This is a genomic window from Nonomuraea sp. NPDC049141 (assembly GCF_040648415.1).
Classification (GTDB): Bacteria; Actinomycetota; Actinomycetes; order Streptosporangiales; family Streptosporangiaceae; genus Nonomuraea.
Genome location: NZ_JBEZDR010000007.1, coordinates 261,915 through 276,677, shown reverse-complemented (window position 1 = coordinate 276,677; position 14,763 = coordinate 261,915). Strand labels below are relative to the sequence as shown.

Sequence of the window (14,763 nt, the reverse complement as noted above, 5' to 3'; positions counted from 1 at the left end):
CTGGGGTTTCTTCGTTCACGCTCAACGGCAGGCGATCTGAGCCGCCAGGTGACCGGCGCCGTAGCCGTTGTCGATGTTGACCACGGCGACGCCGGGCGCGCAGGCGTTGAGCATGGCCAGCAGTGGGGCCAGGCCGCCGAAGGCGGCGCCGTAGCCGACCGAGGTCGGCACGGCGACCACCGGCGCGCTGATCAGCCCCGCCACCACGCTCGGCAGCGCGCCGTCCATCCCGGCCGCCACCACCACGACCCGGGCAGCGCGCAACAGGTCGAGCTGGTCCAGCACCCGGTGCAGCCCTGCCACGCCGACATCCACCACCAGCTCGCACTCGCGGCCGAGATAGCGCGCGGTCAGCTCCGCCTCCAGGGCCACCGGCAGGTCGGAAGTGCCCGCCGCCAGCACGACCACCCGCCCGCCGGACGGCGCGGGTGGCTCCGGTGGCCAGGCCAGCAGCCGGGCTTCCGGCTCGTACCGCGCGTCCGGCAGCTCATCCCGTACGGCATGCGCGTGCTCAGGGGTGGCGCGGGTGAAGAGCGTGACCGCGTCGCCCGTCAGCCGGGCCGCGATCGCGCGGACCTGCTCGGGAGTCTTGCCCTCGCAGTAGACCGCCTCCGGATAGCCCCGCCGCGCCACCCGGTCGTCGTCGAGCCGGGCGAAGGAGGCGGGCGGCTGCCAGGCGTCAGCCACCCCGTACCTCCACCAACGGCAGCGTGAAAGCCCCCGACTGGATGCCCGCCAGGTCGACGGCGACCATGCGGAAGCCCGCCTGCCGTACCGCGGACAACACCTGCTCCCGTAGCTCGCCCGCGAGCAGCGGGAGGTCGGCGACGGGCACCTCGATCCGGGCGATCTCGCCATGGTGGCGGACCCGGCATTCGCGCAGGCCCAGCGCGCGCAGCGCGTGCTCGGCCCGCTCGATCTGGTGCAGCTTCTCGGGCGTGACCTCCTCGAAGTGCGGGACGCGCGAGGCCAGGCAGGGGGCGGCGGGCTTGTCGGCGCTGGGCAGGCCCAGGGCGGCGGCGACGCGGCGGACGGCGGCCTTGTCCAGTTCGGCGTCGGCGAGGGGGCGGAGCACCCGGTGGTCGGCGGCGGCGCGGCTGCCGGGCCGGTCGGGGCGCCGCACGTCGTCGGCGTTCTCACCGTAGGCGACCGCGGCCAGGCCGAGCCCGGCCGCGGAGATGCGGGTGAACAGCTCGTCCTTGCAGTGGAAGCAGCGGTCCGGGCCGTTGGCGCGGTAGGCGGGCAGATCGCCCTCGTACGTGGGCACCTCGATCACTTCGGCGCCGATGTACGCGGCGACCTGGTGGGCCGCCGCGCGCTCGTCGGCGGCCAGGCTCGGCGACACGCCGAGGACCGCCACGACCCGGTCGGCGCCCAGCTCGCGGACGGCCAGCGCCAGCAGGACCGAGGAGTCGACGCCGCCGGAGAAGGCCACACCGAGCCGTCCGTCGACCCGGAGCAGGGCGCCCGCCCGGTCCGCGAGCGCGGCCTCAGGGCCGGTCAGTGGGGGGAGCATGTGTCCTCCAGGTGAGAGGGAACCGGCTCGCCGGGAGCGAGCCGGGCCGTGCGGGCGGCCGCCAGGGCCGCGTCCAGCACCGCGCGGACCGGGAGTTCTTCCTGTACGGCGAGGCGGGCGGCGTCCTCGAACTCCGGCGTGGCCTGTACGATCACTCCCTCGCGGTACCCGACCTTGACGGGGAGGCGGGCGCCGAGGACCTCCACGTGCGCCCAGCCACGCGCCAACGCGGTCTTGCGCACGGCCCGCTCGCGCACGCCGAGCGTCGTGGTCAGCCGGAAGATCGCCGCACGCAGCGGATCCGCCCGCGCGGTGGCCGCCAGGACGCAGAGGGTGTGGGCGGGGCGGCCTTTCTTCATCAGGATCGGCACCAGCCAGGCGTCGGCCGCGCCCGCTTCGAGCAGTGCGGTCAGGACGGAAGGCCATACCCGGGGGTCGAGGTCGTCGACGTTGGCCTCCAGGAGGACCGAATCCTCCGCCTGCCTCCCGGCGTCCTGCTCGTCGGCGCCGAGCAGGACGCGTACGACGTTGGGGCGTTCGGGGACGTCACGGCCGCCGGCGCCGACCCCGGTGGCCTCCAGGCGCATGGGCGGCAGTTCGGCGCACTCGCGGGCCAGCGCGGTGACCAGGGCCATGCCGGTGGGGGTGGCCAGTTCGCCCTCTCCACCCGCGAGGATCCGCCGACCGGCGGCGAGCTCGGCCACGGCGGGCACCGGGACCGGGAGCTCTCCGTGGGCGGTCCGCACCCGGCCCGAGCCGACCGCCACCGGACCCGCGCTCAGCTCGCGCACGCCCAGATCATGGAGGGCCGCGCATACGCCCACCACGTCGGCGATCGAGTCCCAGGCGCCGACCTCGTGGAAGTGGACGTCTTCCACAGGCACGCCGTGGACCCGAGCCTCGGCCCGCGCCAGCCGCTCGAACACCGCCAGGGCGTCTCCGCGCACCTGTTCCGGAAGAGTGGCGCGGCCGATCAGGTCGCGGATCTCGGCCCAGGTTCGGTGCGGGTGGTGGTCGGTGCTCTCGACCCGCACGTGAGTGGCCCGCATCCCGGCTCGGGTGACCTGGCGCGGCGTCAGTCGTACCTCATCCGGGATGACCGCCGCCACGGCCGCGCGGACCGTTTCCAGGCCGGCGCCCGCGTCCAGCAGCGCGGCCAGGAGCATGTCTCCCGCGATCCCGGCCGAGGCGTCGATCCAGGCCCGCCTCATGAGCGCAGCCGGTAGAGGACCTCGCCCGCCTCGGGCACCACCAACGTCTCGGGATCGGTGGCCAGCGCTTCGAGGTCGACGCTGGCCGGGTCAAGGTAGCCGAGGTTGGCCCGGCGGACTGTCCGCTCGGGGATGGCGGTGGCCAGGGTGACCCGGACCCGGCAGCGCTCGCCCTCCTCCGGCGAGTAGGTGCCCGAGCCGTGCAGGTGGGTGGAGTGGGCCAGGACGCCCCAGTGCAGGTGCTCGAAGCGGTCCCACTGCTTGGTGAAGTAGTCGCGGCAGTGGTAGCCGATCTCCTCGATCTCGGGGTGCATCTCGGAGATCGAGGAGATGTGCGGGGCGTAGAGGATGACCTCGCCGCCGTCGGCGACCACGGGTTCGAGCTTGTAGAAGCCCTTCGCCCCCGTCCACATGTCCTGATATTTCGTCGGAATGATGGAGACGACGCGCTTGACGGGCTTGTCGAGGTAGCGGACGTGTGTCTCCGCGGAGACCCCGGCCGCCGCCGCCCACGCCTGCTGCGGTGTGCCGTACGCGATCGCATGCAGCTTGTCCGACCCCGACTGCATCACCAGGCAGAACGCCAGCCGCCGGGTCGGGATCAGCGAGGCGGCCTCGTCGATCAGGGCGCGCACCGGGGTGATGCCGCGTGTGCCGATGATCTCCGAGCTGGTGATCAGCGCGCCGAGCCAATGCGACAGATCGATCACATCCGCGCCCGCGACGCCGGGAAAGAAGTACTTGTTGCCCCCGGAGAAGCCGACCACCTCGTGCGGGAAGACCGGCCCGAGGACCAGCGCGACGTCGTGCTCCACTACCGCGCGGTTGATCCGTACGTCCACCTCGTGCCGCAGCAACCCGCCCGACAGCTCGCCGATCCGGTCGGCGGAGATCGTGCCGAGGGAGACGAACGTCGACGGCTCCCACCAGGCGTGGTTGATCGCATGGACCCCCGGGGCCAGCTCGGTGTCGTCCATCGGGGCGTGGGTGCCCAGCGCGATGAGCACGGTCAGGCGGCTCACCCGGCCCTCCAGCGCGTCGCGAACGGCGGTGAGCAGGAGGGGGAGCGGGCAGGTGCGGGTCCCGTCGGGGACCACCACGCAGACACTGCGGCCGTCGAGATCCTCGGCCATGAGCCGCTCGGCCACGAAGCGCCGCACCTGCTCATCGGTGAGAACGACGCCGGGACCGCCGATCTGTTGGGTCATGCGTGCAGCCGACCATGCGCGTGGCCCACCTGGCAAATTGCGCGGCGCCTCATGCCGTTCGCCGACCCAGCTGTTCATCGCGCCCGACCACCATGCCACCCGCCTGTTGCACGCCGGATAGTGTTGTTCGCCGTGGAAGAGACGGTCTTCTCCACCGTCGACCCGCGAAAGGCGTTCAAGCTGTGAGACGTCCGGTGCGCATCCTCCATGTGGGCCTGGGCGGGTTCGCCCGCGCCCACCAGGCCTGGTACACCCACCACGCGCCCGACGCCGAGCAGTGGGGGATCGCCGCCTTCAGCCACCGCGGCACCGACCTGGCGGCACGGCTCGCCGCGCGGGAGGGGCGCTATACCCTGATCACCCGCGCGCCCGACGGCGACCGGCGTGAGGTCGTCGAATCCCTGGTCGCCGCCCATCCGGGCAGTGACCACGACGTGTGGCTGGACTACTGGCGGCGGCCCGACCTGGCCGTCGTCACGTTGACGATCACGGAGGCGGGCTACGTTCCGGGCACCTCCTCCGACGTTCCCGGAACGCCTTCCGATGCCGAGACGCTCCGCGCCGACCCCCGTGCACCGGTGACGACGGCCGCCGCGCGGCTGCTGGCCGGGCTCGTGGCTCGCCGGGAGGCCGGGCACGGGCCGGTCGCGATCGTGCCCTGCGACAACCTGCCGGGCAACGGCGAGCTGATCGAACGCGTGCTCGCCGAGCTGGCCGAGGCCACGGGGCACTCAGCCGCGGTGCGGCACGCCACGTACGTCTCCACGATGGTGGACCGGATCACGCCCTATTCCACCGAGGACGACCCGACCACGGTGGTCACGGAGCCGTACAGCGAGTGGGTGCTGGCCGGCGACTTCCCGGCGGGCAGACCGGCCTGGGAGGAGGCGGGCGCCCGGTTCATGGCCGATGTCACGCCGTTCGAGGACCGCAAGCTGCGCCTGCTCAATGGCGGGCATTCCCTGCTGGCCTACGGCGGGCCCCTGCGCGGGCACGAGACCGTGGCCGAGGCCGTGGCCGATCCTGTCTGCCGCGCCTGGCTGGCGCAGTGGTGGGAGGAGGCCTCCCGTGGGCTTCCCGACATCGAACTGGCCGCCTACCGTGATGCCCTGCTGGAACGCTTCGCGAACCCGAGGATCAGGCACACACTGGCGAAGATCGCTGAAAACGGCCACCAGAAGATCGCCACCCGCGTGCTGCCGGTCCTGCGCGCCGAACGGAAGCAGGGCAGGCTGCCCGAAGGGGCGATCCGCGTGCTCGCGGCCTGGTTGCTGCGCACGCCGGGGGCGTCGCTGACCGATCTCGGTCTGGCCGACGACGTCGAGCTCACTTCGGCAGTGGCTCGGCAGGCACGCGAGCTCGCCTGAGCCGTTCGGCGTCGCCACCCTTGGTCTTCGTGCTCTCGGGCCCGCTCGGCTCCAGCCCGGCTGTCTATTCGTCCAGGAAGATGGCCCCGGCGGGGCAGACGGCGGCGGTCTCGCGGACCGCCGCGTGCTGGTCCGCGCCGGGCTCGGCGTCCAGCAGGATGACGATGCCGTCATCCTCGCGCTGGTCGAAGACCTCCGGCGCGATCAGCACGCACTGGCCGGCGCCGCAGCACTTCTCCTCGTCAACAGTGATCTTCACCGCTACCACCTCACCGGAAGCTTGAGCAGGCCGCCGACGGCCAGACCGTCCAACCGCTCCAACTCCTCCACCGACACCGCCAGGTCCAGGGTCGGGAGCTTGCGCAGCAGAACCTCCAGCACGACCTGCAGTTCGGTGCGGGCCAGCGCCTGGCCGAGGCAGGAGTGGGCGCCGGAGCCGAAGGCCAGGTGCGGGTTGGGGCTGCGGGTCAGATCCAACCGGTCGGCGGCCGCGAAGGCGCCCTCGTCGCGGTTGGCGGCGGCCATGCTGCAGATCACCGTGGTGCCCTTCGGCAACACCGTGCCGCCGACCTCGGTCTCCTCGGGCAGATAGCGGGGCAGGCCGAAGCCGGAGTTGGCGTCGAAGCGCAGCGACTCCTCCACCGCGGTGCGGATCAGCGACGGGTCGGCCAGCAGCCGCTCCCAGCGCGTGCGGTCGGCCAGCAGCATCGCCACCATCTTGCCGATCATGTTGGCGGTGGTCTCGTGCCCGGCGACCAGCAGCGCCATCCCGGTGACCAGCACCTGGAGCTCCGTCAGCCCGCCGTCCTCCGGCCCGCCGGCCGCGATCAGCTCGCTGAGCAGGTCGTCACCGGGTTCGGCGCGCTTGGCGGCGAGGTGGTCAGACATGTACTGGAAGAACTCGGCCTGCGCGGCGTCGATCTCGGCCTTCTCGTACTTGGTCAGGTTGAGCAGGGTGTCGGACCAGTAGGAGAACCGCTCGCGGTCGGCGGCGGGCACGCCGAGCATGTCGCAGATGACGTAGACCGGCAGCGGAAAGCCCAGCGACGCTTTGAGGTCGGCGGGCCGGCCGCGCTCGACCATCTGGTCGATCAATTGCTCGGCGATCCGCGCCATCTGGGGGCGCAGGGCGGACATGCGCTTGGCGGTGAACCACTTGCCGACCAGGCGCCTCCAGTGCTGGTGCTCCTCGCCGCCGTCCGGGATGATCGCCGCCATCTCGCTGCTGAACAGGCCGCCATCGTCGGTGTCCGACAGCCGGGCCGCGTCCGGGGCGTTGAGCAGGCGGCTGAGGCGCGGGTCGGCGAGCACCTGCTTGACGTCCTCGTAGCGGGTCAGCAGGGTCGCCTGGTCGCCGCTGGGCAGCTTCACGTGCGCCACCGGGCACTCGCCACGCAGCTTCGCCCATTCGGCGGGCGGTTCCAGCGCTGCGTCGTTGGGGATCGGATAGGCCAGGGTCACGTGGCTACTCCTTCTCGACGGGTCATGTCATTAGCCTACATCTGTAGGAAAACCGACACATGTCGTCATGCGATAGGCTGTTTCTGTGGCGATGATCAAGACCCAAGCGAGCGACCGGCGCGTTCGCCGCACCCGAGCGGCCCTGGCCCGCGCGCTGATCCAGCTCGTCGCGGAGCAGGAGCTGGCCAGAATCAGCGTCTCGGACGTCGCCGAACTCGCCGAAGTGAGCCGCTCGTCCTTCTACGACCACTACCGCGATGTGCACGAACTGGCCGAGGACGCCTGTACGGCGATGATCGACGACCTGCTCCAGGCGGTGCCCAAGCCCTCGCTCGACTCCGGCGACCTGGCCCAGGACACGACCGAATCGCTGACCGCCTTCTTCGCCAGCCTGGCCGAGCACGCCGGGCTCTTCCGCGCGCTGCTGGGATCACAGGGCAGCGCGCGCGTCATCGACCACATTCGCGCTCGGATCACCGAGGCGACCAGCGACCACCTGCTCGACGACCTTTCGCCCGTTCCGCCCGATGTCACGGCGGCCTTCACCGCCGGTGCGCTCATCGGGGTGTCGGTCGACTGGCTCCAGCGCGGATGTCCGCGAACCCCGGCCGAGATGGCCGCCGCCACCTGGCCCCTGCTGAACGCGCTCTATCGCCTGGAGTCCGGTGACGACTGAGGGCGACGGCCATTTCAGTGTGACGCGCAGGCCTGCAGGAGGTCGGCCAGGAGGTGCAGCAGGGCCGCCGCCGTGGTCGCGGAGGTGATGGCCTCCTCGCTGATCAGCCGCTGGATGCCCAGCACCGGGAGCCATTCGGCCCGTTCGTGAGCCTGATCGCCGGCCGACGCGGCGATGCGGGTGGCCTGGTAGGCGACGAAGATCACGTGGTCGCTGTCGGCGACGTCCTCGGCGGTGCGGATCCGGATCAGTGGCGTCAGGGGCCCGGGGCGCCAGCCGGTCTGCTCCTCCACGAGACGGGCCGCGGCCCTCTCAGGGTCCTCGTCCGGGCCGATCTCGACGAGTGGGATCTCCCACCCCCACGTGTCGGTGACAGGGCGGTGCCGCCACAGCAACAGCGCGCACCCGTCATGAAAGACCACCGCTCCGGCGGCTTGCGGCGTGCGGATGAAAGGTTGCTCCATGTGCTCTCCGTCGGTCAGTTCGAGGTCCACGACGCTGAGGTCGACCCCGTTCGCCGCGTAGAGCAGCCTTTCCGACCGACGCATGGGATGCTCCTCATCGATTCGCCGGAGATTTCATCTTCTGAGAATACGCAGGAGGCCGCCCAGCCTCCGGGCCGCGCTGGTGGGCAGATTAGCCTGGGTAGATGCGGGGCGCGGGTCGGCCCGGATGTCATGGATGTCCCGACGTCTGACCGGAGGGAAGCGATCGTGAGGTCTTTCGCGGGCGGAGGGTTGCCCTCGGATGACGTCATTGTCCGGGCCCTCCGCGCGGGTGATGAGGCGATGTTCGCGGCGCTGCTCGACACCTGGTCCCGGGGCATGCTGCGCGTGGCCAGGTCCTACGTGTCCACCGACCACTCCGCGGAAGAGGTCGTCCAGGACACCTGGCTGGCGGTGATCGGCGGGATCGATGGCTTCGAGGGCCGTTCCTCGGTCAAGACGTGGATATTCCGCATCGTGGTCAACACGGCGAAGAAGCGCGGCGTCCGCGAGCGGCGCACGCTGCCGTGGAGCGCCTTCGAGGGAGACGGTGGCAACGCCGCCGAGCAGCACCTCGACCCGGTGCCGCCGGGCGGCTGGACGGATCCGCCCGCGGCCTGGCCGACGCCCGAGGGGGAGGCGCTGGCCTCGGAGGTGCGCGGCCTGATCGGCGAGGTCCTGGCCAGGCTGCCGCCCCGGCAGCGCATCGTGATCACCCTGCGGGACGTGGAGGGGTGCACCTCCGACGAGGTGTGCGAGATCCTGAAGATCTCCGCCGCCAACCAGCGGGTCCTGCTGCATCGCGCCCGTGTCGCGGTGCGCGGCTGGCTCGCGGACTATTTCGAGTCCGTGGGACAGCCGGACTAGCGCCGTCGGCTCCGCGCGGCGGCACAATAGGTGAAACGGTTCATTCAGGAGACAAGGCGGTCGGCGTCGTGAAGCGCTTCACATGCGACGAGCTGGTGGATCTCATCACCGCCTATCTTGACGACGCCCTCGATCCGGCCGAGCGCGAGGGTGCGCACGCGCACCTGGCCTGTTGCCAGGGCTGTAGCCGCTACTTCGAACAGTTCCGCGCGACCATCGCCGCCTTAGGCGATCCGCCCCCGGAGAAACTCCCCGCCGGCGTGCGCGACCGGCTCATGTCCGCGTTCCGCGAGCGGCGACCGTCATAAGGCCCTCCAGGTGACGTAGCGGCCGGTCACACCGCATCCGATATCCGGAAAAATCCGTCTGTAACGCTTACGCCCTTCGCGGGTCTGTAGATGGGGACGCCGTTGCCTGCGGCGGATCGCTGGACGCGGACCATCAAGACCCATGCGCCATGCGAGGGGGGCCGATGATCGGGCTTACAGCCGAGAGTACGCCGCTGCGGGACGCCTCAGAGGTGGCGGATTTCGCGCGTCACTGCTTCCGTCCCGCCGCCGCGGACCGGGTGGGCGTGGAGCTGGAATTCCTGATCTTCGACCGTACGGAGGTGGCCAGGCAGGTCTCGCTGGCCAGGATCGAGCGGGCCCTGCCCGAACTGGCCGGCGGCAGCCGGTTGACCTTCGAACCGGGCGGTCAGCTCGAACTGTCCGGCCCGGCGGGCCCGCTGCCGGAGGCGCTGGCCCGCCTGGCCGGCGACGTGGCCGCCGTACGCGCCGCCCTGCGAGCGGCAGGGCTGGTGCTGGCCGGAATCGGCCTCGATCCGGTACGCCCGGCCCGCCGCCAGTTGCGTGAGCCCCGGTACGAGGCGATGGCCGAGTTCCTCGGTGTGCCGTACGGGCAGCTCATGATGTGCTCGACCGCGTCGATCCAGGTCAACCTGGACCTGGGGGAGCGGCCGGCGGCGCGATGGGATCGGGCGCACGCGTTCGGCCCCGTGCTGATGGCGGCCTTCGCCAACTCGCCGCTGAGCGATGGCCGGCCGTGCGGCTGGATGTCGGGCCGTCAGGCCGTCTGGGATCACCTCGACCCCACCAGGACCTCGCCCGTGCCCGCCTCGGGCGATCCTGCCGCGGACTGGGCGGAATACCTGCTGGATGCCCGGCTCATGCTGGTACGGGAGGACGAGCAGAGCTATCGCCCGGTCCGTGATGGCTCCACGTTCCGAGACTGGCTGACGGCCGACGGCGGGCGGCGGCCCACCGCCGAGGACCTGGCCTACCACGCCACGACGCTGTTTCCACCGGTGCGGCCCCGGGGCTGGCTGGAGATCCGCTACCTCGACGCCCAGCACCCGGCGATCTGGCCGGTCTGTGTGGCCGTGACCCATGCCCTCATCATGGACGACCGCGCCGCCGACGCCGCGATGGCCGCCGCGGAGCCGTACCGCCGGCTGTGGGGGGTGGCGGCGCGGTGCGGGCTGGCCGACCCGCACCTGCGCCGGGTCGCCGAGGCGTGCTTCCGCGCCGCGCTGGAGGCGCTGCCACGCTGCGGCGCGAGCCCCGGCCTGGTCGGCGAGGTGGCCGCGTTCGCCGACCGGCACGTGAGCACGGGCCGCTCACCTGCGTCCGACCTGCTGGATGTCCCGAACTGGCCGAGCGACGAGGGACGGGAATGAACGACTTCAAGGAACGCATCGCGGCCGAGCTCATCGCGGTGCGCGACCGGTCACTCACCTACACGGCGGCGGAGGACGACCTGCTGGTACGCCAGCACTCCCAGTTGATGTCGCCACTGGTGTGGGACCTGGCGCACGTGGGCAACTACGAGGAGCTCTGGGTGCTGCGCGCGGCCGGGGGCATCGACCCGCTGCGGCCCGAGATCGACGACATCTACGACGCGTTCAAGACGCCGCGCAAGGATCGTCCCAGCCTGCCCTTCCTGGGCCCGGCCGAGGCCCGCCGCTACATCGAGGGCGTACGCGGGCGGGTGCTCGACGTCCTCGATGCGATCGACCTGGACGGACCCGCCCCGCTGCACCGCGACGGCTTCGTGTTCGGCCTGGTCATCCAGCACGAGCATCAGCATGACGAGACCATGCTCGCCACCCTGCAACTGTCCGGGCAGCCCGGGCTGGTGCGCGACGGCGACCTTCCGCCGGGCCGCAGCGAGGGTCCGGAAGAGGTCTTCGTGCCCGCGGGCTCCTTCGTCATGGGCACCGACACCCTGCCCTGGGCTTACGACAACGAACGGCCGGCCCACCGGGTGGACCTGCCCGCGTACTGGATCGACCGGCTGCCCGTGGGCAACCGCGCCTACGAGGCGTTCATCGAGGACGGCGGCTACGACGACCCGCGCTGGTGGTCGGCGGAGGGCTGGCAGTGGCGGCAGCGGAGCGGGGTTTTCGCCCCGCTGTTCTGGGTCAGGGACGGCGCCGCCTGGTCGCGTACCCGCTTCGGCCGTACCGAGCCGGTCCCGATGGACGAGCCGGTCCAGCACGTGAGCTGGTACGAGGCCGACGCCTACGCCCGCTGGGCGGGCAAGCGGCTCCCCACCGAGGCCGAATGGGAGAAGGCCTGCGGCTGGGACCCTCGGGCCGGGAAGGCGCACAGGTACCCATGGGGTGAGGACGCCCCAGGCCCCGACCGGGCGAACCTCGGGCACCGCGCCGCCCATCCCGCGCCGCTGGGCGCCTACCCGGCCGGGGCCGGCGCCTACGGGGCCGAGCAGATGGTGGGTGACGTCTGGGAGTGGACTGCCTCCTGGTTCCAGCCCTATCCCGGCTTCCGCACTTTTCCGTACAAGGAGTACAGCGAGGTGTTCTTCGGCCAGGAGTACCGGGTGCTGCGCGGTGGCTCCTGGGCGGCCGATCCGGCGGCGGTGCGGACCACGTTCAGGAACTGGGACTATCCGATCCGCCGGCAGATCTTCACCGGCTTCCGCTGCGCCCGTTCGGAGCGGGTCTGATGTGCAGGCACGCGGCCTGGCTGGGCGCCGCCCGCTCGCTCGACTGGCTCATTCACGAGCCGGAACACGGCCTGTTGAAACAGTCGTACGCGCCGCGGCGGCAGCGTCACGGCACGATCAACGCCGACGGGTACGGCATGGGCTGGTATGAATCGGGGCGCTCTGTGCGGTATCGCCGTTCCGTACCTATCTGGACCGACGCCAACCTGCCCGGGCTCGCGCGGATCGCCCGCTCGACCTGCCTGCTGGCGGCCGTCCGCTCGGCCACCGTCGGCATGCCGATCGAGGAGAGTGCCACCCCGCCGTTCACCGACGGGCGGTGGCTGCTCAGCCACAACGGCCGCGTCGCGCGGGACGCGGTCAGGGACCTGGCCGACGACGCCGAGAGCACGTGCGACGCCGCCTGGGTCGCCGCCGCCGTGTTCCAGCGCGGGCACGCCGGGCTCGGCCTGGGCGAGGCGCTCGCCGAGGTGGTCGTCCACGCCGGGGAGAAGGACCCCGGCGCTCGCCTGAACCTGCTCGCCTGCGACAGCGCGTCGATCGCCGCCACCGTCTGGGGCGACACCCTCTTCCATCACCGACTTCACGACGGCGTGCTGGTGGCCAGCGAGCCGCTCGACGACCTGCCCGGATGGCAGGCGGTACCCGAGCGCAGCCTGCTGACCGTCACCCGCGACGACGTACGCGTCCAGCCGTTGTAATCCACTCGGGGAGGCCTCATGCCCGTCAGCCAGTCCACCGTGCACGTGATCAACCATCTTGACCGCGGCTATCTACGCCAGGCACTCGAACACGACGTCAGGACGGGACTGACGGCTGTGCCCAAGTGGCTGCCGCCCAAGTGGTTCTACGACGCCGCGGGCAGCGAGTTGTTCTCCCGCATCACCCGGTTGCCCGAGTACTACCCGACCCGGCGCGAGCTCGCCATCCTGCGCGCGCGGGCCGCGGACCTGGCCGCCGCCAGCGGTGCGGACACGCTGGTCGAGCTGGGCTCGGGTACCAGCGAGAAGACCGTCCTGCTGCTCGAGGCTCTCGCCCCGCGCGTCTACACGCCGGTGGACGTCGACGAGGTCACCCTGTCGGCGGCGGCGCATCGGCTGGCCGGGCTCTTCCCCGGGCTGCGGGTCAGGGCGGTGTGCGCCGACTTCGAGCGCCATCTGGCGTTGCTACCGCGTACCGGGCGGCGGATGGTGGCCTTCCTCGGTGGCACGATCGGGAACCTCGAACCGGCCGCCCGCGCGGTGTTCATGAAAGACCTGCGGGCCACGCTCCGGCCCGGAGACACGTTCCTGCTCGGGGCGGACCTGGTGAAGGACACCGGGCGGCTGGTCGCGGCCTACGACGACCCGGCCGGGGTGACGGCCGCCTTCAACAGGAACGTGCTGCGGGTGATCAACCGGGAGCTGGCGGCGGACTTCGACCCGGAGGCGTTCGAGCACGTGGCGCTGTACGACGAGCGGAACGAGTGGATCGAGATGCGGCTGCGGGCGAGCCGGGACATGCGGGTGCGGATCGGCGGGCTGGGGCTGGTCGCCGACTTCGCCGAGGGGGAGGAGACGCGGACCGAGGTCAGCGCCAAGTTCCGGCCGGAGGGGCTGCGGGCGGAGCTCGCGGACGCGGGGTTCGAGGTGCGCCGCAGCTACACGGACCCGGCCGGGGACTTCACCCTGGTCCTGGCCGGAGTGTGAGCGTTGGGACCCTGTGGCGGGCCGCGCGCGGCGCGGCACCGCCCGGGCATCTCGACGCGGCCGGCTGCAACGTGCCCAGCGACCGGGTGCTCGACGCGGTCATGGCGCAGCTGCGGCTGGAACGGCAGCGCGGCGGCTACGCCGCCGTCCCGGACCTGACCACGGCGAAGTCGGCTCTGGCCGAGCTGGTCGGCGCCGGTCCGGAGGACGTGGCCTTCCTGGAGAGCGGGACGGCCGCGATGGCGGCGCTGCTGGGCGGGTGGCGGCTCGCGTCGGGCAGCAGCGTCGGATACACGCGCAGCGAGTACGGCAGCACGCTGATGCTGCTGCGCCGCCTCGCCGAACAGCGGGACTGGAAGCTCGTCGAACTTCCGGTGGACGACGACGGCCGCCTCGACGCTGCAGGCGTGCGGGCCGGGCTGGACCTGATGGTCCTCTCCCACATCGGCTCGCACCGCGGCGTCGTGCAACCGGCGGCCGAGATCGGGGCGCGGTGCCGCGCGGCGGGGATCCCTCTCGTGCTGGACGTCTGCCAGTCGCTCGGGCACGTGGAGGTACGCGGGGCGGGCGCGAGCGCGTACGTGGGGACCTCGCGCAAGTGGCTGGCCGGGCCGCGCGGCGTCGGCTTCCTGATCGTGCCCGACCTCACCCCTGCCATGGACGCCGCGGCTCCCACCCTCGGAGGGCACCTCTGGAGCGAACCGTCGCCGGTGCCACTGCCTGGCGCGGTGCGGTACGAGAGCTCAGAAGGAGCGATCGCGGCGCGGGTCGGGCTCGGTGTGGCCGTACTCGAACAGCACGCGCTCGGCCCGTCCTTGCTTCAAGCCGCTCTGGCCGACCTCGGTCGTACGGCACGCGGTCTCCTCGACGGGGCCGGGGGCTGGCGCGTGGCCGAACCGCTCGACGAGCCGTCCGCCCTCGTCACGCTCAGACCCCCGCCGACCGACACGGCCGAGCACGCCGCGGCCCGGGCGGCGGAGGCGTCCCTGCTGGTCAGCGTCGTGCCGACCAGCCGGGCGCCGTTGGACCTACGAGAACCCGTGCTCCGCGTCTCCCCACCGCCCGGCACCTCTCCGGAGACGCTGCATACCCTGGCCCGCGTCCTCGCCTCCTGACGCATCAGCGCTTTTCGGGTCGGCGGACCCCGGCTGAAAGTTTCAGCAGCGTTCTCGGTCTTGTCCAAGGTCGGTGCGGGTGCCCCACTTCCGGGGCGGGGGACGCTCTTGCGAGGTAAACCGGTTCAGCAGATTGTTGGGAGCGCTCCCAAAAGCCGGGGAGAGCCGGGACGGGCGCTGCTTGGCCGCTTCAAGAAGGCGG

The 14,763-nt window shown here is 71.8% G+C and carries 16 protein-coding genes; 9 read left to right on the top strand and 7 right to left on the bottom strand.

Annotation, left to right across the window (positions count from 1 at the left end):
• Positions 1-21: 21 nt before the first annotated feature.
• From larB to AB0B91_RS22815, 4 genes are read right to left on the bottom strand one after another with little or no spacing between them, the layout of a single operon-like run.
• Complete coding sequence (gene larB / locus AB0B91_RS22830; protein WP_358322831.1) at positions 22-687, bottom strand: nickel pincer cofactor biosynthesis protein LarB; 666 nt, start codon at positions 685-687, stop codon at positions 22-24.
• Entirely contained in the window at positions 680-1,516 is an 837-nt protein-coding gene (larE, locus tag AB0B91_RS22825) for an ATP-dependent sacrificial sulfur transferase LarE (RefSeq protein WP_358322828.1), read from the bottom strand. Before larE ends, larB begins: the two co-directional genes overlap by 8 nt.
• Positions 1,501-2,727: a nickel pincer cofactor biosynthesis protein LarC gene (gene larC, locus AB0B91_RS22820; protein ID WP_358322825.1), complete on the bottom strand. Its 1,227-nt coding sequence runs from the start codon at positions 2,725-2,727 to the stop codon at positions 1,501-1,503. The genes larE and larC overlap by 16 nt, the downstream gene beginning before the upstream one ends.
• On the bottom strand, positions 2,724-3,935 hold the full coding sequence (locus AB0B91_RS22815) for a lactate racemase domain-containing protein (protein WP_358322822.1): 1,212 nt from the start codon (positions 3,933-3,935) through the stop codon (positions 2,724-2,726). Before AB0B91_RS22815 ends, larC begins: the two co-directional genes overlap by 4 nt.
• A gap of 182 nt (positions 3,936-4,117) precedes the next feature.
• Between AB0B91_RS22815 and AB0B91_RS22810 the strand changes: the two genes are divergently transcribed.
• On the top strand, positions 4,118-5,302 hold the full coding sequence (locus tag AB0B91_RS22810) for a mannitol dehydrogenase family protein (RefSeq protein WP_358322819.1): 1,185 nt from the start codon (positions 4,118-4,120) through the stop codon (positions 5,300-5,302).
• A gap of 64 nt (positions 5,303-5,366) precedes the next feature.
• On the opposite strand, the gene AB0B91_RS22805 is transcribed toward AB0B91_RS22810, so the two are convergent.
• Both AB0B91_RS22805 and AB0B91_RS22800 read right to left on the bottom strand, forming a co-directional pair.
• Entirely contained in the window at positions 5,367-5,561 is a 195-nt protein-coding gene (locus tag AB0B91_RS22805) for a ferredoxin (protein WP_358322816.1), read from the bottom strand.
• A gap of 2 nt (positions 5,562-5,563) precedes the next feature.
• Positions 5,564-6,763 (bottom strand): cytochrome P450, encoded by a 1,200-nt coding sequence (locus AB0B91_RS22800; protein WP_358322813.1) that lies wholly within the window; start codon positions 6,761-6,763, stop codon positions 5,564-5,566.
• Between the two features lie 91 nt (positions 6,764-6,854).
• Between AB0B91_RS22800 and AB0B91_RS22795 the strand changes: the two genes are divergently transcribed.
• The gene (locus tag AB0B91_RS22795) at positions 6,855-7,439 is read left to right on the top strand and encodes a TetR-like C-terminal domain-containing protein (RefSeq protein WP_358323566.1); all 585 of its coding nucleotides are present in this window, start codon (positions 6,855-6,857) and stop codon (positions 7,437-7,439) included.
• Between the two features lie 14 nt (positions 7,440-7,453).
• On the opposite strand, the gene AB0B91_RS22790 is transcribed toward AB0B91_RS22795, so the two are convergent.
• Positions 7,454-7,987: an NUDIX domain-containing protein gene (locus tag AB0B91_RS22790; RefSeq protein WP_358322810.1), complete on the bottom strand. Its 534-nt coding sequence runs from the start codon at positions 7,985-7,987 to the stop codon at positions 7,454-7,456.
• Positions 7,988-8,152: 165 nt separating this feature from the next.
• Here AB0B91_RS22790 and AB0B91_RS22785 point away from each other — a divergent pair, with 165 nt between their 5' ends.
• The 7 genes from AB0B91_RS22785 to egtE all read left to right on the top strand — a co-directional run bounded on the left by AB0B91_RS22785 (position 8,153) and on the right by egtE (position 14,561).
• Positions 8,153-8,791: an RNA polymerase sigma factor gene (locus AB0B91_RS22785; protein WP_358322808.1), complete on the top strand. Its 639-nt coding sequence runs from the start codon at positions 8,153-8,155 to the stop codon at positions 8,789-8,791.
• Between the two features lie 68 nt (positions 8,792-8,859).
• Positions 8,860-9,099 (top strand): zf-HC2 domain-containing protein, encoded by a 240-nt coding sequence (locus AB0B91_RS22780; RefSeq protein ID WP_358322805.1) that lies wholly within the window; start codon positions 8,860-8,862, stop codon positions 9,097-9,099.
• A 164-nt stretch (positions 9,100-9,263) separates the two neighbouring features.
• Positions 9,264-10,469 carry an ergothioneine biosynthesis glutamate--cysteine ligase EgtA gene (gene egtA, locus AB0B91_RS22775; RefSeq protein WP_358322802.1) on the top strand — a complete coding sequence of 402 codons (1,206 nt, stop codon included), beginning with the start codon at positions 9,264-9,266 and terminating at the stop codon, positions 10,467-10,469.
• Positions 10,466-11,758 (top strand): ergothioneine biosynthesis protein EgtB, encoded by a 1,293-nt coding sequence (gene egtB / locus AB0B91_RS22770; protein WP_358322800.1) that lies wholly within the window; start codon positions 10,466-10,468, stop codon positions 11,756-11,758. Before egtA ends, egtB begins: the two co-directional genes overlap by 4 nt.
• Positions 11,758-12,459 carry an ergothioneine biosynthesis protein EgtC gene (egtC, locus tag AB0B91_RS22765; protein ID WP_358322797.1) on the top strand — a complete coding sequence of 234 codons (702 nt, stop codon included), beginning with the start codon at positions 11,758-11,760 and terminating at the stop codon, positions 12,457-12,459. The genes egtB and egtC overlap by 1 nt, the downstream gene beginning before the upstream one ends.
• A gap of 18 nt (positions 12,460-12,477) precedes the next feature.
• Entirely contained in the window at positions 12,478-13,446 is a 969-nt protein-coding gene (egtD, locus tag AB0B91_RS22760; protein WP_358322795.1) for an L-histidine N(alpha)-methyltransferase, read from the top strand.
• Positions 13,443-14,561: an ergothioneine biosynthesis PLP-dependent enzyme EgtE gene (egtE, locus tag AB0B91_RS22755; RefSeq protein ID WP_358322792.1), complete on the top strand. Its 1,119-nt coding sequence runs from the start codon at positions 13,443-13,445 to the stop codon at positions 14,559-14,561. The genes egtD and egtE overlap by 4 nt, the downstream gene beginning before the upstream one ends.
• The last annotated feature ends 202 nt before the right edge of the window (positions 14,562-14,763 follow it).